Consider the following 20,578-nt stretch of genomic DNA (forward strand, 5'->3'; position numbering starts at 1 on the left):
TTGAAAAAAATTTTTTTTAACAAGTCAAATCTTTTTTTTCTCTTCATTTTTTATTTTACACTTTTAACTTTTTCCGGATGCGGTTACAAACCGAGCTCTGTTTATCAGAATAAAATAATTGGTCAGGATATTCAAGCAATTGTTGAAATATCATCCAAAACACCTAAAGAAAGCGCCTTTTTAAAAGATGCGTTGAATGATGCAATATATACGGTATTCGGGGCTAATTTAGTTAATAAAAATCCAAATACTAAAATCTATTTAACAATAAATTCTTCATCTCTAACACCATTGGATTATGACCAAAACGGATTTCCTATCCTTTACAGAAGCGCTGTAACATTAAAAGCAAAAATAATCGATAAATTTTCAAAAACACACACATATACTGTAAGCGGTAACTATGATTTCGCAATTTCAGCAAACAGCATTTTAAACGATCAGATAAAATTCAATTCTTTTAAACAGGCATCAATTAACGCATTAAATAAATTACTTGCAGAAATCACAAAAGACGGAGCCAAAAATGACAATTAAAGATATTGCAAAAAAAACACTCGCACATTTTAAAGAGAGCGGTTATGTTTTTACACCTGATGAATATAAAAAGGTTTTTTGCCAAGAAGCAAAAAAAGCAAGAGTCATAATAAAAGACTGTAATAAAGTTGCAGAATATATCGCCAAACTTGATAAAAAATATCAAATGATTGCAAAAAATTACAATATTAAAAATCTTGATGAATTAATTGTATTTTTGATAAATTATCTTAACAGAGAAGATGCGAGTAAAGAAAAAGAAAATCTTGAAAATTTCTTTTTATATACAAAAAGAGCATTAGATGTAATTGCCGTATTGCCTATTATAAAATCAAAATCCATAGCAATAAAACATCTTGACTTTTTAAAACCTTATATGGAAAAAGACGAGTTTAATAAATTAAGAAACGAATGGTTTGAATTTTTAAGTGAGTTTGACGCTTCTATAGTAAAAAAAGGAGCGGCTATAGCAGGAATTCAAAGTGAAGATGCTTTAGAAGTTATTGAGGCACTAATTAAAAAACTTGAAGAAAACCCGGATTTAGAGTTTTTGGTAGACTCAATAATATACACACTAACTCCAAGCTATGCTCCTTTTATGAGTAATGAAATAGCAATACTTAAAAAACAGATAAAAGAAAATACTTCTTTTATATTAAGTAAAGCATTTGCAGAGGACTTAAAAATCCTTACACAAAAAAGAATAAGACTTGATAAAGAAGAATTAAAAAGAAAACTAAAAGATCTTGACCAGATTGCAGAAAGACTTTCTATAAAAATTTTAAGAATACTTGAAAAAACTGACGGTTCTTCCCAGGAAATTAAAAATATAACCGTTGAACTTCAAAATTGGCGTAAAGACGACGGAGATTTTGAAACAATTAAAGAAAAACTTCTAACCATCGCAACTTCAATTGATAAAGAGCTAAATCACTTCTCGGAAGAGATGAGAAAAGAAGACGAAGAAATTGAAAAACTTAGACAAAAAGTACATTTTCTTGAAGGTAAATTAAAACAATTAAGCAAAGAAGTAAAAACAGACTTTTTAACAGATATTGCAAACAAAAAAGCCGTTATTGACGAACTTAAAAAGCAAGAATCTATTTACAACAGATACGGTACTAATTACTCCGTAGTGTTTTTTGATATAGATCATTTCAAAAACATAAACGATACATACGGACACGACGCAGGGGATGTGATATTAAAGTCATTGGGACTGCTTTTCAAAAGATATGCAAGAGATATAGATATGATAGGTAGATTCGGCGGTGAAGAGTTTGTTGCAATCCTTCCTAATACAGATAAAGAAGGAGCTTATAAATTTGCTGAAAAATTAAGACAGATAATAGAAAAAACAAAATTTATGTATAAAAACACAAGAATAGATGTAACAGTATCAGGTGGGGTAGCGAGCAGAAATGAAACAAACTCAAGTGACGAAACACTAAAACTTGCAGATAAAAGACTCTATCTCGCAAAAAAAACAGGAAGAAATAAAGTCTGTGCAGATGATAAATGCGTTTAATAATGGAGAATTGAGAATTGAGAATTAACAATGAAAAATATGATGTTTTTAAATTTCTAAACCGCAAGCCTCTTTTTTATAAAAAAATAGACTTAAAAAGAATGCCAAACGCCTTTAACCTCATCAAAGACAAAATAAACATTGCCCCCGTAATTCACCTTGTAGGTACAAACGGTAAAGGAAGCACGGGAAGGTTTCTCGCCCATACACTTTTAAAAAGAGGCTACAGTGTAGGACACTATACTTCTCCTCATATATTGAAATTTAATGAGAGAATATGGATAAACGGAAAATATATCAGCAACGATCAACTTCAAAAAGTACATCAAAAACTCCAATCACTCCTCCCAACAGAAGTATCTGAATCGCTCAGTTATTTTGAATACACCACCCTTCTTGCAGCCTTGGCATTTGAAGGACTTGATTTTGTAATAATGGAAGCGGGACTCGGAGGCGAATACGACGCAACAAACGTATTTGATAAAAAAATCTCTCTCATTACCACAATAGACTACGACCATCAGGCGTTTTTGGGAGACACAATAGAAGAAATAACCACAACTAAGCTCAATTCGATAGATAAAGAAGCGATAATCGGAAAGCAGATACATAACAAATTGAGAATTGAGAATGAAGAATTGAGAATTACGAATTTTGCACAAAAAATAAAACCCAACTCTAAAATTTATGATTATTTGGAGTTTTTTGAAAAAGATGAGATTGAAAACCTAAAAAAGGAGTTTAAATTCGCCCCGTTTTTGTTTGACAATTACCTGCTTGCTATGAGCTTTTTGAAAAAAGAAAACATTCCTTTCAATGTAAAAGATCTAAACGACCTGACACTTCCGGGAAGAATGCAGGAGATTGAAAAAGATCTGTGGCTTGATGTAGGGCACAACCCACTTGCGGCAAGAGCTATTGTAAATGCCCTTCCCAAAAAGGTGAATCTTGTGTATAACACTTACACAGATAAAGACTACAGAGAAATACTAAGTATTTTAAAACCCAAAATCAACAAACTTTACCTTATAAAAGTGGATAACGAAAGAATAGAAGAACCTGAAAAAATCAAAAAAACAGCCGAAGGTTTGGGAATCGAAGTTGAAGAGTTTAAAGAGATCAAAAAACCGATGCTTGTTTTTGGAAGTTTCAGCGTAGCGGAAGAATTTTTAAGGAGATACGGTGCAGGCGAAAGTATATGAATATCTGCAAAAACAAAAAACAAATATAATTACCTCAGCAAAAAAAGAAGCCGACTTAACGGGAGAAGTTTATAAATACCTAAACATCCCTTACGTGGTTTTCCCTGATTTCAGAGCGACTCTCGGGGATGATTTAAGAAGTTTCAGAAACGAAATATTTGAGCTTAACAACGCTCTTTTTAAATACTACAACGATAATTCGTTTTTTATATCACCATACACGACAATTCTCAAAAAACTGCCTCACAAAAGATATTATCAATCAATCGAAATAGAATTCGGAGACGACATTAACCTGAATGAGCTTAAAGAAAAGCTGATTTTATGGGGATACGAGCATGTGGATATCGTAAGCGAAAAAGGAGAAGTCAGCTTCAGAGGCGATATATTCGACATATGGCCCATAAACCTTGAAAAGCCTGTGAGGGTTTCGCTTTTTGATACGGAAGTTGAAAGCATCAGGATTTTTGAAGAAACAAGCCAGAAAAGTATAGAAGAGATAGAATCATTTACCATAATCCCCGCAATCGCCGCACTCGAAAAAGAAGAATACGACCAAATCTTAGAAAAAATCAATTCAAGTGAATTTTCGGCGTTTTACAAAGACTTTTATTCATTAGGGTTTTGGTATCTTGAGAGGGAATATTTAAGCGGTTTTGCACTTTTAAACGACCTCACACAGGAGATTGCGGAATATAAAGAGTTTCATAAAGAATTCAACCCTGAAATCGAAAAAGCCCCCGTTATACCTAACGGCAAATGTAAAGATTTGAGTGTTAAAAACATAAAAGAATTCCTAAATTTCCACAAAAACTCAAACATCGAAATCGTCGCCAAAAACGAAGTATTATTAAAAGAAGCGGGAATTTTTGAAGAGGTTAAACTAAGAGCTCCTCTTATCAAATGGATAAAAAGCGATGCACATATAAACATACACTGCCCGGATAAATACATAGTCTCTCTAAACCCTCCTGAATTTGAAAAAAGAAAAAAAACAAACCTCGTTCTCGATGAAATCAAAAAAGGCGATTTCGTAGTACACGAAGCCCACGGTATCGGTAAATTTAACGGTCTTAAAAAAGTAGAAATCCTCGGCAAAGTCGGAGAATACGCCGAAGTTCTCTACGCCAACGACGATAAACTTTTACTGCCTGTGGAGAACCTGAATCTAATCGAAAAATACATAGCCCCCGGAGGCGTAATCCCTACGCTTGATAAACTCGGAAAAGGCACATTTGCCAAAAAACGTGAAAAAATCAAAGAAAAAATCCTCTCAATGGCGGCGGACATCATTAAACTTCAGGCCCAGCGTCAGCTAATTGAGCCGATTCCTCTTAATTTTGAAGGAGTCAGGGAATTTATTGCAAAAGCTCCGTTTGTGCACACACCTGACCAGGCAAAAACAATTAACGACATCCTTGATGATTTCAAAACCAAAATCATGGACAGGCTCCTAAGCGGTGATGTGGGATTCGGTAAAACGGAAGTTGCGATGGTTGCGAGTTTTGTAGTGGCAAACTCAGGCTATCAGGTGGCAGTAATAGCACCTACGACAATCCTCGTAAACCAGCATTTCGAAAGTTTTAAAGAAAGATTCAAAGACACTGATATAAAAATAGCAAAACTCGACAGATTCACTTCAAGTAAAGAGAAAAAAGAGATCCTTGAAAAAGTAAAAACGGGAGAAATTGACATCATCATCTCAACCCACGCGGGACTCAACATCGAATACAAAAACCTGGGACTTGTGATAATAGACGAAGAGCATAAATTCGGCGTAAAACAAAAAGAAAAACTAAAAGAAATATCCAAAAACGTGCATACCCTTTATATGTCTGCCACACCTATTCCGAGAACCCTCAACATGGCTCTTTCACAGGTCAAATCAATCTCAACACTCGAAACGGCTCCAAAAGGCAAACAGTCCACCAAAACGTTTGTCAAAGAATGGAATGAAAACCTTATTAAAGAAGTTATTTTAAGAGAGCTTAGACGCGGCGGACAGATCTTTTACATTTACAACAACATCGCATACATCGAACAGAAGAAAAAAGAGCTTCAAAAAATACTGCCGGATCTCAGAATCCTGGTGCTTCACGCCAAACTCACCCCTGCACAGATCGAAAAAGGACTTGTGGATTTCATAGCCGGCAAATACGACCTCGCCCTCACAACCACAATAGTGGAAAGCGGTATCCACATCCCTAACGTAAACACCGTAATCGTAGAAAACGCAGACAAATTCGGTATAGCGGACCTGCACCAGATAAGAGGACGGGTAGGAAGAGGAAAACACGAAGGATACGCTTACTTTTTAGTCAAAAACAAAGACGAACTTAGCGAAGATGCCAAAAAAAGGCTCCTTGCACTTGAAGAAAACTCATTCCTTGGAAGCGGACAGGTTCTTGCCATGAGAGACCTCGAAATAAGAGGCGGCGGAAACATACTCGGTGCAGAACAGTCCGGGCAGATTAAAGGTGTGGGATACTCTATGTATGTAAAAATGCTTGAAGACACCCTAAAAGAGCTAAGCGGCAAAAAGGTAAAAGAAGACGAAGTTGAAGTAAAACTAAATATCAACGCGTATATCTCGGACGAAGTGGTAAAAGAAGACAGATTAAGGCTTGATTTATATAAAAGGCTCTCAATGTGCAAAACGCTTGAGGATGTATATGAAATAGAAAAAGAGCTTGTCGACAGATTCGGAAAACTCGACAAACCGACCCAAAACTTCATCGAAAAAATAAAAATAAAGGTTTTAGCTTCCCAAAAAGGCATTAAATCGATTTCAAACTACGGTGAAAACATTACATTCATCTACAATGACGACAAAAAAGAGTTCTTTAAAGCAGAAGCCAAAGATGATGAAGTAATACTTGAAGCCATCATTAATAAGCTTAAATAATTTGATATAATTTCATTTCCGGAGAGATGGCCGAGTGGTTGAAGGCGCACGCCTGGAACGCGTGTGTGGGTTAACGCCCACCGAGGGTTCGAATCCCTCTCTCTCCGCCATTACTTCAAACTTACGTAATTCCGGCATCTTTTAAAAATCAACGAGGTAAATGTTAGTCGTTTTTGGCGGATTTTTATTGCTAATTAACTTTATATTATTTTAATTCGATTGTTTTATTCAATGGTAGTTTATTGATTATGAACTATTTTTTCAATTTTTACATCGCTTCCGAATATTTCTCTGACTTTATTTACAACTTCGTCGGATTTATCTTTTAAAACTGATTGTGTTGGTTTGCTTTGCTGGGCGGTTATAGATGTTGTTTCATTTTTTTTTTCGCATCTGATCGGTTCTATTTTCGTACCGATACCGAAAACCTCATTGATAATAGGCCTAATTACAGGTGAAAAAAATCTTTTAAACTGTTCTTTACAAGTATCATCAGGGCAGCTCTCCCAAACAAGAACACCGTCATTAAAAGATATAAATTTAACACTTGTTTCAAAACATACACCAAGCTCAATATCTTTTTCTTTTATCTTCAAAATAAGTTCTTTAAATAAATCTTCGGGAGATTTTTGTATCTTTACAGGTTCTTCTTTAGGTTTATATGTATTAAGATCTATTTTTTGTTCAAAACTTTTTATTAAATCATCAATTTTGTGAGGTTTAACAGCTTCACTCATTCTGAGAAACATCAACGTCAAAACAAACTCATTGTCAGTATTATATTTTATAAGTTCTTTAACATCTGCCACAATATTAAAAAATCTTTGAACAGTAATCAACGGTAAACTACCCTCAAACAAAGCGTCTTTTAAATAAATAATAACTTCATCAATTATTGATTCGATATCATAGTCTTTTATTTCGCCTACGATCTCTTTTATTCTTTTTTTATCACTGTTTTTAACTGCATCAAATATTTCATTAATAATTTCCGGATTTATCACTCCAAGCATGTCAACAACACTGTCTAAATCGATTTTACCTTTTGAAAAAGCAATAGCCTGATCAAGCAGTGTCAAAGAGTCCCTAACGCTACCTTTTGCAGCTTTAATTATAAGTCTTAACGCTTCTTCATCAAATTCCACATTTTCAATTGCAAGTATTTTAATTAAATAATTTTCAATAATACCGTTTTTAATTTTATTAAATCTAAAGTGCTGAACCCTGCTGAGTATAGTAGCAGGAAGTTTCAAAGGATCGGTCGTAGCCATGATAAATTTCACATATTCAGGCGGCTCTTCAAGGGTTTTAAGTAAAGCGTTAAATGCTTCATTGGTTAACATATGAACTTCATCAATTATAAATATTTTGTATTTCCCTACACTTGGTTTATATTTAGTATGTTCTATTAATTCTCTAATATCTTCGATTTTACGGTTACTTGCCGCGTCCATTTCAATTATGTCTATATGCCTGCTTTCATTGGCCATAATACAGTTTTCACATTCTTCACACGGATTAGATGTAGGACCGTGATCACATTGCAAAGCTTTTGCAAATATTCTGGCCGTCGTAGTTTTACCGGCTCCTCTTAGACCCGAGAAAAGGTACGCATGCGCAATTCTGTTTTTATCCAAAGAATTAACCAAAGTTTTTACGATTGCATCCTGGCCTATTATTTCTTCAAAACGTTTAGGTCTGTATTTTAATGCTAAAACCAACAACCAATCCTTAATTATTTTTGAGATAAGATAGCTTCAATAATAGCGTAAGCAACACTGTCTTTATTTTCAAGAAAATCATTGCTTAACATTTCATCAGTAAAATCATATTCGAAGAAAGATTGATTTTTTACAAATTCTTGGAGATCGAAATTATTATTTATTAAAAAAAATTTATTTACCAATGCTCTTACATTGTCATCAACCTCTTCTCTTTCTAAAAGGTTTTTCAAATATTGGACTTCTTTATTTGCATTTGTCTTTAACAACTTACTTATAAAATTATATTTATCTTTATTACACCAGATCATATTATTTTAGCAGTCCTTTAAACCGAGAATACTTTTAATAATTATAGCCCGATATAATTGTAATGTCAATTAAAATTAATATTGATAAAATAAAATCATTCAGTTTTAGTGCCAGACACTATTATTAGCAGTTTTAAATGGTAGTGAGGGGGAGACTTGAACTCCCGACCTCCGGCTTATGAGACCGGCGCTCTAGCCAGCTGAGCTACCCCACCAAGTTATGTGGAGTGAAATTATAACCACTTTTTTTTTAAAATTCAAGAAAATATCTCTTTTTTTACAACAAATATTCAAGAAACCTGATTAGTAATACTTGTATATCAACATTAAGTTACCAAACGTAACATATTAATTTTTATTATCGTTAAAGAAGTCTTAAATAAATCCAAAATGCTATAATTGATAAAAAAAAGGAGAAAAAATGAAAGTTTTTAAAGGATTATTAAGTATAGCGGTTGCGGCAAGTATGTCTTTTGCAGCTGATTATGTAATCAAATTTTCACATGTTGTATCACCGAATACTCCAAAAGGTAAAGCGGCTGATTATTTCGCAAAAAGAGTTGCTGAACTAAGCCACGGGAAAATCAAGGTTGAAGTATATCCAAACGCTCAGCTTTGTGGAGACAAAGTTGTTCTTAGAAAAATGAAGTTCAACGCTGTACAGATGGCGGCTCCGAGTTTTTCAAAATTTACGGGACTTGTACCTCAGTTAGCACTTTTCGATTTACCGTTCCTGTTTAACGATGACAATCACTTACATAAAGTACTTGACGGAGAAGTAGGACAAAAACTACTTAATATGGTTAACAAAAAAGGATACGTAGCCCTTGCATATTGGGATAACGGGTTTAAACAATTAACAGATTCAAAAAGACCTCTTATAAAACCTGAAGATGCAAAAGGTCTTAAATTCAGAGTTATGAGCTCAAAAGTATTAATCGAGCAGTTCAAAGCGCTTGGTGCTATCCCTGTAGTTTTACCTTTTAGTGAAGTTTATTCTGCACTTCAGCAGGGAGTTGTTGACGGACAGGAAAACACTATTTCAAATATTTACACTAAAAAATTCTATGAAGTGCAAAAATATATGACAATTTCTAATCACGGATATCTTGGTTACATGGTAGTTGTAAGTAAAAAATTCTGGAACAAACTTCCGGCAGATATGAAAAAAGTTGTAAAACAGGCAATGAAAGAAGCTACTGAAAAAGAAAGAGTATGGGCAAAAGAACTAAACGACTCTCAATTCGCAAAAATCAAAGCATATGCTGATAAAACAGGAAAACTTCAAATCATAAAACTAACTAAAGAGCAAAGACAGGCTTGGGTTAAAAAATTAAGAAGCATTTATCCTAAATTCTACGGTATGATTGGAAAAGATCTTATTGAAAAAGCTATCAAAGCCGGTGAATGAAAATTTTAGATATTCTTGATAAAATTATCGGACTGCTAAATGAATTTATAGCCTCCTTCGGCATAGCCGCAGGAGTGCTTTTGGCTTTTATAAACGTTGTAGCAAGATTTGTATTTCATGAAGGTATAGACTGGGCATTTGAACTTACAAATTATTTATTTATATGGTCAGCATTTTTCGGTGCAAGTTACTGCTTTAGAAAAGAATGTCATATAAGAGTTACGATACTTTTAGACATATTACCTGCAAAATTAGCAAAATTTTCTTCACTTTTGGCACACTTAATTACTTTGGCTTATTTACTCGCAGTTGCATATTACGGTTACCTGTTTATATTTGATCCGGATTTCGGGCTTAAAGCCAGCGGAGAAGTTAGTGTGGATTTAAATATTCCTATGTGGATTCCTTATATTGTAATTCCTATAGCTTTTGTAACCGCTGCATATAGAATTACTCAAAAAACAATTGAACTAATCAAAACTCCGGCAGAAGAAGTGGTAACAAAAACGGAACACGAAATGATTATTGAGGAGATGGAGTTACAAATGAGAGAGGTTAAAAAATGATAGTTGGTGTATTATTCGGAATATTTTTTCTGCTTCTTTTTTTAAGTGTTCCCGTCGGAGTTGCATTAGGTGCTTCAACTTTTATAACTTCTTATTTTTTTGAAGGACCGGAAAGTTTAATAGACCTTGCGAGTGCCGTATTTTCAAAACTTGACAAATACGCTCTTATGGCTATTCCAATGTTTATACTCGCTGGTAATTTACTTAGTAAAGGTAGTAGCGCAAGAAGAATAGTTGATTTTGCCAGAACATTCGTAGGACATTTACCAGGAGGTCTTCCGATTGCGGCGATTTTCGCAAGTATTATCTTTGCTGCGGTTTCCGGAAGTTCTCCGGCGACAGTTGCGGCAATCGGATCAATTATGTTCGGCGCCATTACCGCTGCTGGATATCCTAAAAGCTATGCGGTAGGAACCATTACCGCATCGGGAAGTTTAGGAATTTTAATTCCTCCGAGCATTGTTATGATTATTTACGGTGTTACTGCGGAAGTCAGTATCGGTAAGTTGTTTATAGCTGGTATTATTCCGGGTCTTTTAATAGGATTCATGCTTATGGCTGTAACATATATCGGTGCAAAAAGACTGGGTTTCAAAAGAACCGAACCGGCCCCTTGGAGTGAAAAATGGAAAAAATTCAAAGAATCCTTCTGGGCCCTTATGACCATCGTAATCATTATAGGCGGTATATACGGAGGGATATTTACTCCAACGGAAGCTGCAGCTGTGAGTGCGGTGTGGGCTTTATTTATAGCAATATTTATTTATAAAGACATTAAAATCACAGAGCTTAAAACGGTGTTTTTGGAAAGTGCAAAAACGAGTGCAATGATTATGTTTATCATAGCAAACGCATCAATATTCGCATATTTTCTAACACTTGAAAACATCCCTCAGATGCTTAGCGATTTTGTGGTTCAAATGCATCTTAATAAAATAATGTTTTTAGTGGCAGTTAACATATTGCTTCTTATAGCAGGGAACTTTATGGAACCAAGCTCAATTATTATGATTATGGTACCACTTTTATTACCTGTGGCAACCATGCTTGGAATTGACCCGATTCACTTCGGTGTAATAATTACAATCAATATGGAACTCGGTATGTTAACCCCTCCTGTAGGACTTAATCTATTCGTTGCAAGCGGTATTACCGGACTGTCTATCAAAGAGGTAGTAAAAGCCGTAATGCCTTGGTTTTTCGTTATTTTCGTAGGTTTATTGCTAATTACTTACATCCCACAAATCTCTTTATGGCTTCCGGAAGTCATGATGGGCAATTGATTCTCCCTTTTTGCCTTTTTCAATTTCATAATTTATATTATATAATGTAAAAAATTAATTAAATTAATTCATATAAGTTTAGTAGAAGTAACTAAAATTTTTTAAATTTGTAGCTAAAAAATATTGACTTTTTTGCTTTTTTCTATTATAATTCCGTCAGTTAAAATAAATAACTGCTAAAGGAGGCGGAAATGTTTAAACCAATTGGACTAAGAGTATTAGTAGAAAGAGTTGAAGAAGAAGCTAAAACTGCAAGCGGAATTATTATACCTGATAATGCAAAAGAAAAACCACTTGAAGGTAAAATAGTAGCTATTTCAAAAGAAGTGGAAGAAGATGAAAATTTACCTTTAAAAGAAGGTGATAAAGTAGTATTTGCAAAATACAGCGGAACAGACATTACAATCGAAGGAAAAGAATATTTAGTATTAAATACTGACGATATTCTTGGAATTATAGAATAAGGAGGGTGAAATGGCAGCAAAAGATGTAGTATACAGCGATGTAGCAAGAAATGAATTATTAGCGGGTGTTGAAAAACTCGCAGACGCAGTTAGAGTAACTATGGGTCCAAAAGGTAGAAACGTTCTACTTCAAAGAAGTTTCGGAGCACCTCACATTACAAAAGACGGTGTGTCTGTTGCAAAAGAAATCGAACTTAAACACCCTGTAGAAAACATGGGTGCACAGCTTGTTAAAGAAGTTGCAAGCAAAACTGCAGATGAAGCAGGTGACGGTACAACTACTGCAACTGTTTTAGCGCATGCAGTATTCAAAGAAGGTCTAAAATACATCACTGCGGGTGCAAACCCTGTAGCGGTTAAAAGAGGAATGGATAAAGCAGTTGAAGCTATTATCGCAGAACTTAAAAAAATGAGCAAAACTGTTGAAAACAAAGAACAAATCGCTCAGGTTGCGACAATATCAGCTAACAACGACAAAAAAATCGGTGAACTTATTGCCGAAGCTATGGATAAAGTAGGAAAAGACGGTGTTATTACTGTAGAAGAAGGTAAATCACTTCAAGACGAACTTGAAGTAGTTGAAGGTATGCAGTTTGACAGAGGTTATCTATCACCATATTTCGTAACTGATACTGAAAAAATGGTTGCTGAACTAAATGACGCATATATTTTACTATACGACAAAAAAATCAGCAACATGAAAGATCTATTACCGTTACTTGAGCAAATGGTTCAAGCTGGAAACAAACCGTTATTAATTATTGCTGAAGATATCGAAGGCGAAGCTCTTGCAACACTTGTAGTAAATAAACTAAGAGGTGTACTAAACGTATGTGCTGTAAAAGCGCCTGGATTTGGTGATAGAAGAAAAGCAATGCTTCAAGATATCGCAATCCTAACAGGCGGTCAGGTAATTTCTGAAGAGCTTGGTAGAACACTTGAGAGCGCAACATTGGCAGACCTTGGACAGGCTGGAAGAGTTGTAGTTGATAAAGAAAACACTACAATCGTTGACGGTAGAGGCGATAAAGCGGCTATTGAAGCGAGAATCGCTCAAATCAAAAAAGAAATTGAAGAGACAACAAGCGATTACGACAGAGAAAAATTACAAGAAAGACTTGCAAAATTAAGCGGAGGTGTTGCTGTAATCAAAGTCGGTGCGGCAACTGAAACTGAAATGAAAGAGAAAAAAGACAGAGTTGACGACGCACTTAGCGCAACTAAAGCGGCTGTTGAAGAAGGTATCGTTATCGGTGGTGGTGCAGCAATCCTTAAAGCAGCTAAAAACATTAGCGTAAACGTAGAAGACGCTGATGAAAAAATCGGTGTTGATATTGTAAAACAAGCAGTAAAAGCACCAATCAAACAAATTGCTAAAAACGCAGGATTCGAGCCTGGAATCGTTGCTATGAAAGTTGAAGAAGCTGATGAAAACACAGGATTCAACGCAGCAACTGGTGAATATGTTGATATGTTCAAAGCAGGAATTATCGACCCTACAAAAGTTGAAAGAATTGCTTTACAAAACGCTGTATCAGTAGGAAGCCTGCTTCTTACAACTGAAGCGGCTGTAACTGAAGTTCCGGAAGACAAACCGGCTCCAGCAGCACCTGACATGGGAGGAATGGGCGGAATGGGAATGATGTAACCACATTTCCAAAAGCCACAAAATCCCGATTTTTCGGGCTTTTTAGCCCACTAAAACGAAAATTTGGTTAAAAAAAATGGTTACACATAATACTAAAACGTTACTAAATTAAAAATAAATTAAACAAGAAAAAAAGGAAAGAAGTTATTTAGTAGCTAACCGGTTGTAGATGTTGTTTAAAGTGATAAGAGTATTTTTAGCAAATAACGCCGTCTGCTTAATTTCTTCTTTTTCGTCGTCGTCCAACTCCCGGATGTTTATACGTTGAAGTATTTTTTGAATAAACATAATATTGTAATATGCTTTTTCTTTTAGCTTAAATAACTTTAACTTAATTAATACACGTTCTTTAAAATTGTCTTTTACCGGCTTTATACCGGATAATGAATCGTTTAATTTTTCGATTTCTTCCGTTAATTCTTTTAATTCTTCTATAAGTTCCTCAAGTTTATCAAGGAACGCGTAATAATTATTATCGGCCTTTACGTATGAATCGCCTTTTATTTTCATACTTCCAACCCTTTTAAAAATTCTTTTAACTGCCTTTCAAGCTCTTGATTAACTTTCTTTTTATGTTCCCGTTCCATTTCCGATATTTCTTTTTTATAATGTTTTTTTATATATTGTTCGGCTTCCCATTTTCCAGGAAACTCACGCATAAGTAAGCCGAGCAACTCGTCTGCTTGCTTTTCACCATATTTATTTGCAAAATATATAATAAATCTAAATATCAAACTCATCTTTGTAACCCCCTTTCTTTTTTAGGTTTAATTTCTGAAATATCAAGCCCATATAGTTCTTTTTTAATATCATTAAATAGTTCTTTATATTCCGGGTCTTTCAGTATGCTTGAAATTTCCTTATTAAAAACGGCTTCGCTTAATTCCCCTTTTTCCGCCATTGTAAACAAATCTTTCGATATATCACTATTTGCGTGAGCGTGAGCGTATGTAAGCATTTTTGCAAATTCTTCCGGCGTTAAGTTTGTAAATACTTGTTTTAATAAGTTATATTTTAAGTTATTGTTTAATAGAAGTTCGGTAGCCGATAAAAACTTACTATTAATATTATTCCCGTGATTATATAAGTTTTCGGCGACTACATTTTCAAACGATTCTAATTCCGAAAGATTAACGTCTTTATCTGTGACTTTATGCGTTAATAAAAGCACTTGTTCGCCCGCCTCTTCTTTTATTTCTGCGTCAATTTCATTTTTAGTTTCTTTCAGGTTTTCGATTAATAATGTTTGTTCTTCCTCTGGAAGTAACGTTAATTCTTTTAAAGATTCTTTTTCAAGTTCTTCATATTTTCCGTCGTTAAGTAACTTTTTAATTTTTTTAAGATAAGTATCTGTTTCGTTTTTTAACGTAATATTATTAATATGTTTTAACGCTAACTGTTTAAATTGATTCGCCCATATTTCGCCGGCAACTGAATACGTTTCTGCGACGTTCTTTAAAAGCAGGAACGGCATTAATATATGTAATGTGGAAAATTTAACATTACTTTTATACTGAAGGTTTTTAAACAGTTTTTCGTTTATCTTATCCAGTTCGTCAATTTCTTTTAATTTCTGCTCCGCTTTTTCCCGTAAAGAGGAAAAATATTGATTTACGATATTTTCATCGATGTTATATTTTTCTGCCAAATAATTAATTATTTGTTTTTGTTTATTAATATCTTTTGTTTTTATATAGCCGTTTACCAGTGCTTTTGTTTCTTTATCTTCCGATATATCATTAAAAAACTTTTGCAAGTTTTGTAAAACTTCAGTCGTGTTCGTGTTTACTGCTTCCATTACTGACCCCCTTTTAATGTTTTAAGAAGATTTCCGATTTTATAATCCGATGGATTTATCTTATATGTATATATATAGGTTTCCCTAACATATATATAAATAAGGTAACTGATTATTATAATTTTGAATAGTGTTTCCATTGTCGTTTTTCCTTTCGTATTTTTTTTGGATTACCTATATATTTATAAGTTTAAAAAAAGGAAATTAAAAAGTTAAATATTAATATCGTGTAGATTTTTTTGTGGATTTTTAGAAAGAATTTGAGCGATATAGTTTTCTTGAAGATTATAAAAAGCTCTTTTAAATTCTGCCGACCCGCGAGGCTCTAAGTCCATAATATTTTTCCCGTTAGCCGTTGCAAGTTTAAATATTTCATGGGCTACTTCCGTGTCGCTCACCGCCGGGTTTGCATTCGCGGTTATTGAATCCGGACTAACTTTTAAATATAAGTTTTTATCTTTGTTTCCGACTAAAATTTCATCGTCTTCCGTCTTTTTAAAAAAATAATCGTCCATAGATATACCCATTCTTTTAAGGCTCTTATAATCATTATTAATTAATTTACTAAACACGTATAACTTTTTATTAAAGTCGTTTTTTCCGGTTTTTTTAAGATTTACCGAATTTGAAAAAAGGATTTTTTTGTTTATTTTTTCTTTAAGTTCTGATAATTTTTTTTCAACTTCCGCCGCCGTTTTAGCGTTTAAGGATTTTTTAAGATTACTTAAAATTTTATAATCCTCCGCCGTAAATATTTTTTGTTCCGCGTCACGGTTTGCTTGAATCATTTTCCTGCGTAATTCTGAAATTTCTTTTTTCAAGGCAGAAACATTTTTCCCGGTTTCCTTTCTGTATTCCGTAAACATTTGTTTATATTTGTTTAACTCATTTTTTAACGTTTCGTTTTCGTTTTTTAACTTTCGGTTTTCCATTTTTAATTTTAAATTTTCCGCTCTTGATACATCTTTCATTTTTTCTTTTTTAACGGCTTCTGCTTCCGATTTTTTTCTTTCTTTATATTCATAAATATTGACGTGTTTTTTTGTTTTATCAGGACGTCCACGTTCCATGTTTAAAATTTGGGCAACTTCGTCTTGTAACTGCCTCAATACGTGTATATTTAATTTATTTCTTTTAACACTATTTCCGTTACTATCGAGGCCACTAAACATTATATGAGCGTGCCAATTTACGTGTTTTTTGCCGTCTTCGTTAATGAACCCCTCGTCGCGATGTAACGCGATTTGATAAACTTTTACGTCAAGTTTTTCTTCAAGCATACGTGCGACCTTTTTAACGTCCTCAAGTGAATGATGTTCATCAAGATTTATTAAAGCATTCATCAACGTTATAGCTCTTTTTTGTAACTTTTGTCCTGTTCTTTCTGTATATTTTTCGCTTTTTATTTTTAAATCTTCACGATAAAGTTTAATAGCTTCTTCCGCCGGTTTATCGTATTCGTTTGTCGCGTCTTTAAATATACTATTATTAGTTTCTTTTTCACGCGTGTTATGCCAAAATTCGCCAAGATTAGCTTTTTGAATGTTTATAGAACTTTTCCTCATTTATATCCTTTTTATTATTCTTTTTAGACGAGCTCGCGAGGAATAAAAACTCACGCAACACCGTAAGGTGTGGAGTGAGGCCTCACTCCACACCTGCCAGGGCAGATGTGAGTGAGCCTCGCAAGCTCGGGTTAATAATTCCCGGTTAATTCTTCTTGGATTTGTTTTTCCAGGTCTTTAATTTCTGTTTTTAATTTTTCAACTTTCGCAGATAATTTTGCTTCCTCTTTCTGTTTTTCTTCAAGTCTTTTCAGTAACTTGTTTAGTTTTCTTGCGTCCATTTTTAGATACTCCTTTGTTTTTTATTTACATTATTTATTTATAAGATTTATTTTCGGATAAAAAAAAAGAAAGAAAAATTAAAAGGGGATAAAGTCTTTATTTTCTTTTTCTAACTTTAAAATACTTTCCGCACTTTTAATTCTTTCCTTTGTAAAAAACGCGTTTAAAGTTTCAAATTCATTTTGAACTGACAAAGTAATTCGGAAAAGTTTATTACTTATGCTTTTTATTTTACGGAAGTCTTTTTCTTTTAACGCCTGCCGGAATTGTAAATTTAAAGCCGGCAGAAGTTCAAGGTATTCGTCAAGTCTGATTAAATAATACAACGCTTCTTTTTTTTCATAATTACGAAAATAACTATATGCTTTTAACAACGCGTCAAAACTTGTTTTATAATTTTGAGCGAGGAACTGTAACGCGGTGGTTTGAAACTCGACTTTATATCTGTCGTCCATTTTTAAAACCTTTCGTCTATTTTTTTATAGATTTGTTTTAATTCTTTTTCAATTCTTTTTATATCTTTTTTTGCCATTTTTTCTTTTTGTTTTATTAGTTTTAATAAATGCCCGTCTTCATCTTCTTTTAAATCGCTTTTTATTCTAATAGCAGTTTCTAAATCATTAATGTTAATTTGCAATTTAGCTTCAAGAACTTTAATGTGAAAAAGATAACTGTCTTTTAATGTTATTTTTTTCATTTGTAAATTCCTTTCCCGTTCCCGGATTTTTGTTTTTTATTTTTGAATACATAATTAATTATAATATTCAAATACTTATTTATAAGTATTTATAATTTTTTTTATTATTTATAAAAAAAAGGGGGATAAAAAGGATTATTTAAGGCGGAAAATTATTGCTTGTGCTACGTTAGTTATGCTTGTGTTTTGTGCAATTTTTATAAGTTCGTTAATTGTTAATTCTGCTTGCATATTGTATCTTTTTGCTATTACTTTACCGGTTTTGTAATTAATATTTAACTTTATATCTTTTTTCAAAACTTCTTTAATTATAACGTCAATTATATCGCTTTTGTTACTTCCGGTTGTAATATAATTAAGGCTTTTATCGAGCGGTAAATTTGCTTGTAAATCGCTTAAAAAGTATTTTGTGTATTTTTGGTCGTTTATCTTAATATAAAAGTCTTTATCTACGTAAGGGACTCGGTTAACACGAAGATAACTTAATAATTTTTTGTTTTTATCATTTGTATAAAAAGAGGGTTTTAATTGTGAATCTTTTTCCCCCGGAAAAAGAAACTCGATATCTTCTGTTTTAAAAAGTTTGGATATAAAATAAGTTAACCTGTCAACGTCAATTTTCCCTTTTTCGCGTTTTTCCCGGAATAAATACCCGGCGTTTAACGCAGTGAGGACGCTTTTAGCAACGGCTAAAACGTCGTTCCGATATAATAATAACGCTAATTGTTTTTTATCAATTTTAAATGTTTTGTTATTATAATTATAAATATAGTATGTGCCTGAAACTGACACTTTAACGTTTTTGTATTTCAAATAAATGTGGAAGCCTCTAATCAATTCATTTGCTATTTTAGGGGTTAAATTATTGCTCATCGCTTCCCCCTTCTTCTTCAATAAACATTCCGGCTTCTTCCATTTCTTTTAATAGTCTTTCCGCTTCGCGGTCAATATATTCGTTTTCTTTTTCGTTCCAATCTTCCGGCTTTACTATTTGCAAATTATCCGCAAATTCTTTCAAAAAACCTTCAACCTCACCGTTCCATTCGTTTTTGATACTTTCGTTTATAGCGTCTAAATTGTTAATTAACGCGTTTTCATAGAAGTTAATAACGTTCCCCGTAATTGTATAATCTGCTTCGTTTATTTGTATATAGTGTTTTAACCGGAATAAAAAGTCGTTTAATGATTCAAACTCGAATGATTCTGACACTTCTAATGAATTCAAATAATCGTTAATTTCAAGTTCATCAATAATAATTCCGCGTTTAACCACGCCACCGATTCTTTTTGTTTTTTCTTTTTTATTAAGTATCTGAAGAATACTTCCTTTTTTATATGCCACCTTAGAAAATTCCGCTTTATCGAGTTCATTTTCCAAAATCGACATTATAGTTCCCACCGATTTTGTGATAAAAAACGCATTATCAATATTATATATATTGTTTTTAATATTAACTTCTTTACCGGTAATTTTTTCAGGCTCTTTCTTGATTTTCAGAAGAAAATTATATATCGTTTCTTTAATCAAATCTTCTACATTATAATTACTTTTAATACTATATTTTTTATATATATCCGAAAGAACCTTATCTGCTTCCATATTCGCTTTTTCTTCCCCTAAATTAATTAAATAATTAATTTTACTTGTTATGTAATTATAGATATATTCTGCAATTACAAGTCTGTATCTGTATTTGTTTTGTTTGTATAGTGGTCTGTCTGTTAATTTAGTATTGTGCGAAATTTCCATTAATAAAACCCTGTTTGAAATTTGCTCGTCTATTAAATAGTTGAATGATTCGCTTTTGTCTGCATTAAGCAAAATTTTTGCAAATACCGGAACCCTTGATTTTAACCCGAATTTAGGCTCGACGTAATATTCGTGCGTTACTTTAAAAAGATGATTTCTAAATTTTTTAAACTCATCTATAAACAACACAATCGAGTTTAAAAAATCCGCTTCAGTAAGCCCGCCGGCTTTATTATCTTTCAAATCTTCATCTGTTATCGTTAAACCGACAGATAATAGTTCTGTAAATATCGACATTAAAAAACCTTTCCCCCAGTTACTTACCGCGTTTAAATTAAGGAATGATTTTTTTCTGTCTGTAAAAAATCTTGTATATATTATAAAGTTTAAAAAGTCTTCAAACTTGCTTTCAAAATGTTTTGAATAATCTTTAATAATTTTTTCTTTTTCGTCTTCTTTAATATCGAGTTTTTCCGGCTCTTTTATATATAAAGAATTTCTTACGATAATTACTTCTTCGGTTTGTTCATTTAGTATTACCGCAGGTTTTTCCGCAAACAAATTAACTTCGTATTTAATCTTTTTATATTGTTTTGTCAGTTTTATAAACGTTGCAAACTTGCTACTATCAACAATATTAGCAACGTTTTTATCTTTCATTTCAAAAAAATTGCTTATATCTTTATTGTTCATCTTGGCAAGTTTCCCGGTCGTTTTATTTATATAGTATATATCATTGTTTAAACTGATAAAACTGCTCACCGCCTCGCTAATAACGCTTAAATACGTTTTAAGTTTTGCCGGATTATTTTCGAGTTGAAACTTGTCGTAATCCGCAAACAACCCGTATTTTTTCATATTAAACGTATTACGATATTTAATTATTTCTTGAGCGATATTGTTACTCATT

General features: G+C 33.1%; 20 protein-coding genes and 2 tRNA genes. 10 read left to right on the top strand and 12 right to left on the bottom strand.

From position 1 onward, the window contains the following. The 5 genes from NAMH_RS07305 (at position 1) to NAMH_RS07325 (ending at position 6,282) form a co-directional block, all read left to right on the top strand. The gene (locus tag NAMH_RS07305) at positions 1 to 537 is read left to right on the top strand and encodes a hypothetical protein (RefSeq protein ID WP_015902498.1); all 537 of its coding nucleotides are present in this window, start codon (positions 1 to 3) and stop codon (positions 535 to 537) included. Next, complete coding sequence (locus NAMH_RS07310; protein WP_015902446.1) at positions 527 to 2,065, top strand: GGDEF domain-containing protein; 1,539 nt, start codon at positions 527 to 529, stop codon at positions 2,063 to 2,065. The genes NAMH_RS07305 and NAMH_RS07310 overlap by 11 nt, the downstream gene beginning before the upstream one ends. Positions 2,066 to 2,082: 17 nt before the next feature. Beyond that, positions 2,083 to 3,267, top strand: a complete 1,185-nt coding sequence (locus tag NAMH_RS07315; protein WP_012664003.1) for a bifunctional folylpolyglutamate synthase/dihydrofolate synthase — start codon at positions 2,083 to 2,085, stop codon at positions 3,265 to 3,267. Continuing rightward, positions 3,248 to 6,172 carry a transcription-repair coupling factor gene (gene mfd, locus NAMH_RS07320; RefSeq protein ID WP_015902649.1) on the top strand — a complete coding sequence of 975 codons (2,925 nt, stop codon included), beginning with the start codon at positions 3,248 to 3,250 and terminating at the stop codon, positions 6,170 to 6,172. The genes NAMH_RS07315 and mfd overlap by 20 nt, the downstream gene beginning before the upstream one ends. Positions 6,173 to 6,192: 20 nt before the next feature. Beyond that, a tRNA-Ser gene (locus tag NAMH_RS07325) sits at positions 6,193 to 6,282 on the top strand. Between the two features lie 129 nt (positions 6,283 to 6,411). On the opposite strand, the gene NAMH_RS07330 is transcribed toward NAMH_RS07325, so the two are convergent. The 3 genes from NAMH_RS07330 to NAMH_RS07340 all read right to left on the bottom strand — a co-directional run bounded on the left by NAMH_RS07330 (position 6,412) and on the right by NAMH_RS07340 (position 8,419). Continuing rightward, the gene (locus tag NAMH_RS07330; protein ID WP_015902086.1) at positions 6,412 to 7,893 is read right to left on the bottom strand and encodes a DNA polymerase III subunit gamma/tau; all 1,482 of its coding nucleotides are present in this window, start codon (positions 7,891 to 7,893) and stop codon (positions 6,412 to 6,414) included. Between the two features lie 14 nt (positions 7,894 to 7,907). Beyond that, a complete protein-coding gene (locus tag NAMH_RS07335; RefSeq protein ID WP_015902087.1) occupies positions 7,908 to 8,204 on the bottom strand; it encodes a hypothetical protein in 297 nt (98 codons plus the stop codon). 138 nt (positions 8,205 to 8,342) lie between these two features. Beyond that, positions 8,343 to 8,419 (bottom strand) — tRNA-Met (locus NAMH_RS07340). A gap of 206 nt (positions 8,420 to 8,625) precedes the next feature. Between NAMH_RS07340 and NAMH_RS07345 the strand changes: the two genes are divergently transcribed. The 5 genes from NAMH_RS07345 to groL all read left to right on the top strand — a co-directional run bounded on the left by NAMH_RS07345 (position 8,626) and on the right by groL (position 13,576). After that, entirely contained in the window at positions 8,626 to 9,615 is a 990-nt protein-coding gene (locus NAMH_RS07345; RefSeq protein WP_012663709.1) for a TRAP transporter substrate-binding protein, read from the top strand. Beyond that, positions 9,612 to 10,181 carry a TRAP transporter small permease gene (locus tag NAMH_RS07350; protein WP_015902423.1) on the top strand — a complete coding sequence of 190 codons (570 nt, stop codon included), beginning with the start codon at positions 9,612 to 9,614 and terminating at the stop codon, positions 10,179 to 10,181. The genes NAMH_RS07345 and NAMH_RS07350 overlap by 4 nt, the downstream gene beginning before the upstream one ends. After that, positions 10,178 to 11,464: a TRAP transporter large permease gene (locus tag NAMH_RS07355; RefSeq protein WP_012663976.1), complete on the top strand. Its 1,287-nt coding sequence runs from the start codon at positions 10,178 to 10,180 to the stop codon at positions 11,462 to 11,464. Before NAMH_RS07350 ends, NAMH_RS07355 begins: the two co-directional genes overlap by 4 nt. 191 nt (positions 11,465 to 11,655) lie before the next feature. After that, positions 11,656 to 11,928, top strand: a complete 273-nt coding sequence (gene groES, locus NAMH_RS07360; RefSeq protein ID WP_012663595.1) for a co-chaperone GroES — start codon at positions 11,656 to 11,658, stop codon at positions 11,926 to 11,928. 10 nt (positions 11,929 to 11,938) lie between these two features. Then, positions 11,939 to 13,576: a chaperonin GroEL gene (gene groL / locus NAMH_RS07365; protein WP_015902039.1), complete on the top strand. Its 1,638-nt coding sequence runs from the start codon at positions 11,939 to 11,941 to the stop codon at positions 13,574 to 13,576. 144 nt (positions 13,577 to 13,720) lie between these two features. Here groL and NAMH_RS07370 read toward each other — a convergent pair whose 3' ends face one another. The 9 genes from NAMH_RS07370 to NAMH_RS07405 form a co-directional block, all read right to left on the bottom strand. Continuing rightward, the gene (locus NAMH_RS07370) at positions 13,721 to 14,086 is read right to left on the bottom strand and encodes a hypothetical protein (RefSeq protein WP_015901965.1); all 366 of its coding nucleotides are present in this window, start codon (positions 14,084 to 14,086) and stop codon (positions 13,721 to 13,723) included. Further along, positions 14,083 to 14,316, bottom strand: a complete 234-nt coding sequence (locus NAMH_RS07375) for a hypothetical protein (RefSeq protein WP_015902671.1) — start codon at positions 14,314 to 14,316, stop codon at positions 14,083 to 14,085. The genes NAMH_RS07370 and NAMH_RS07375 overlap by 4 nt, the downstream gene beginning before the upstream one ends. Next, the gene (locus tag NAMH_RS07380) at positions 14,313 to 15,374 is read right to left on the bottom strand and encodes a hypothetical protein (protein WP_012663708.1); all 1,062 of its coding nucleotides are present in this window, start codon (positions 15,372 to 15,374) and stop codon (positions 14,313 to 14,315) included. Before NAMH_RS07380 ends, NAMH_RS07375 begins: the two co-directional genes overlap by 4 nt. A gap of 212 nt (positions 15,375 to 15,586) precedes the next feature. Further along, positions 15,587 to 16,939 (bottom strand): hypothetical protein, encoded by a 1,353-nt coding sequence (locus tag NAMH_RS07385; protein ID WP_012664005.1) that lies wholly within the window; start codon positions 16,937 to 16,939, stop codon positions 15,587 to 15,589. A 131-nt stretch (positions 16,940 to 17,070) separates the two neighbouring features. Continuing rightward, the gene (locus NAMH_RS09185) at positions 17,071 to 17,220 is read right to left on the bottom strand and encodes a large conductance mechanosensitive channel protein MscL (protein ID WP_012663583.1); all 150 of its coding nucleotides are present in this window, start codon (positions 17,218 to 17,220) and stop codon (positions 17,071 to 17,073) included. Positions 17,221 to 17,298: 78 nt separating this feature from the next. Further along, entirely contained in the window at positions 17,299 to 17,676 is a 378-nt protein-coding gene (locus NAMH_RS07390; RefSeq protein ID WP_015902003.1) for a hypothetical protein, read from the bottom strand. 2 nt (positions 17,677 to 17,678) lie between these two features. Next, positions 17,679 to 17,918 carry a hypothetical protein gene (locus NAMH_RS07395; protein WP_015902778.1) on the bottom strand — a complete coding sequence of 80 codons (240 nt, stop codon included), beginning with the start codon at positions 17,916 to 17,918 and terminating at the stop codon, positions 17,679 to 17,681. Positions 17,919 to 18,053: 135 nt separating this feature from the next. After that, entirely contained in the window at positions 18,054 to 18,791 is a 738-nt protein-coding gene (locus tag NAMH_RS07400; protein ID WP_015901814.1) for a hypothetical protein, read from the bottom strand. Next, positions 18,781 to 20,577, bottom strand: coding sequence for a hypothetical protein (locus NAMH_RS07405; protein WP_015902059.1), 1,797 nt, complete (start codon positions 20,575 to 20,577; stop codon positions 18,781 to 18,783). Before NAMH_RS07405 ends, NAMH_RS07400 begins: the two co-directional genes overlap by 11 nt. Position 20,578 lies beyond the last annotated feature (1 nt).

The sequence above is a fragment of the Nautilia profundicola AmH genome, assembly GCF_000021725.1.
In the GTDB taxonomy this organism is placed as follows: domain Bacteria; phylum Campylobacterota; class Campylobacteria; order Campylobacterales; family Nautiliaceae; genus Nautilia; species Nautilia profundicola.

What these genes read in the sequence shown, in the direction of transcription:
- NAMH_RS07310 (WP_015902446.1), top strand. Translation starts at nt 527, where the DNA reads ATGACAATTAAAGATATTGCAAAAAAAACACTCGCACATTTTAAAGAG.
- NAMH_RS07335 (WP_015902087.1), bottom strand. Translation starts at nt 8,204, where the DNA reads ATGATCTGGTGTAATAAAGATAAATATAATTTTATAAGTAAGTTGTTA.
- NAMH_RS07345 (WP_012663709.1), top strand. Translation starts at nt 8,626, where the DNA reads ATGAAAGTTTTTAAAGGATTATTAAGTATAGCGGTTGCGGCAAGTATG.
- NAMH_RS07350 (WP_015902423.1), top strand. Translation starts at nt 9,612, where the DNA reads ATGAAAATTTTAGATATTCTTGATAAAATTATCGGACTGCTAAATGAA.
- NAMH_RS07355 (WP_012663976.1), top strand. Translation starts at nt 10,178, where the DNA reads ATGATAGTTGGTGTATTATTCGGAATATTTTTTCTGCTTCTTTTTTTA.
- groES (WP_012663595.1), top strand. Translation starts at nt 11,656, where the DNA reads ATGTTTAAACCAATTGGACTAAGAGTATTAGTAGAAAGAGTTGAAGAA.
- groL (WP_015902039.1), top strand. Translation starts at nt 11,939, where the DNA reads ATGGCAGCAAAAGATGTAGTATACAGCGATGTAGCAAGAAATGAATTA.
- NAMH_RS07370 (WP_015901965.1), bottom strand. Translation starts at nt 14,086, where the DNA reads ATGAAAATAAAAGGCGATTCATACGTAAAGGCCGATAATAATTATTAC.
- NAMH_RS07375 (WP_015902671.1), bottom strand. Translation starts at nt 14,316, where the DNA reads ATGAGTTTGATATTTAGATTTATTATATATTTTGCAAATAAATATGGT.
- NAMH_RS07380 (WP_012663708.1), bottom strand. Translation starts at nt 15,374, where the DNA reads ATGGAAGCAGTAAACACGAACACGACTGAAGTTTTACAAAACTTGCAA.
- NAMH_RS07385 (WP_012664005.1), bottom strand. Translation starts at nt 16,939, where the DNA reads ATGAGGAAAAGTTCTATAAACATTCAAAAAGCTAATCTTGGCGAATTT.
- NAMH_RS09185 (WP_012663583.1), bottom strand. Translation starts at nt 17,220, where the DNA reads ATGGACGCAAGAAAACTAAACAAGTTACTGAAAAGACTTGAAGAAAAA.
- NAMH_RS07390 (WP_015902003.1), bottom strand. Translation starts at nt 17,676, where the DNA reads ATGGACGACAGATATAAAGTCGAGTTTCAAACCACCGCGTTACAGTTC.
- NAMH_RS07395 (WP_015902778.1), bottom strand. Translation starts at nt 17,918, where the DNA reads ATGAAAAAAATAACATTAAAAGACAGTTATCTTTTTCACATTAAAGTT.
- NAMH_RS07400 (WP_015901814.1), bottom strand. Translation starts at nt 18,791, where the DNA reads ATGAGCAATAATTTAACCCCTAAAATAGCAAATGAATTGATTAGAGGC.
- NAMH_RS07405 (WP_015902059.1), bottom strand. Translation starts at nt 20,577, where the DNA reads ATGAGTAACAATATCGCTCAAGAAATAATTAAATATCGTAATACGTTT.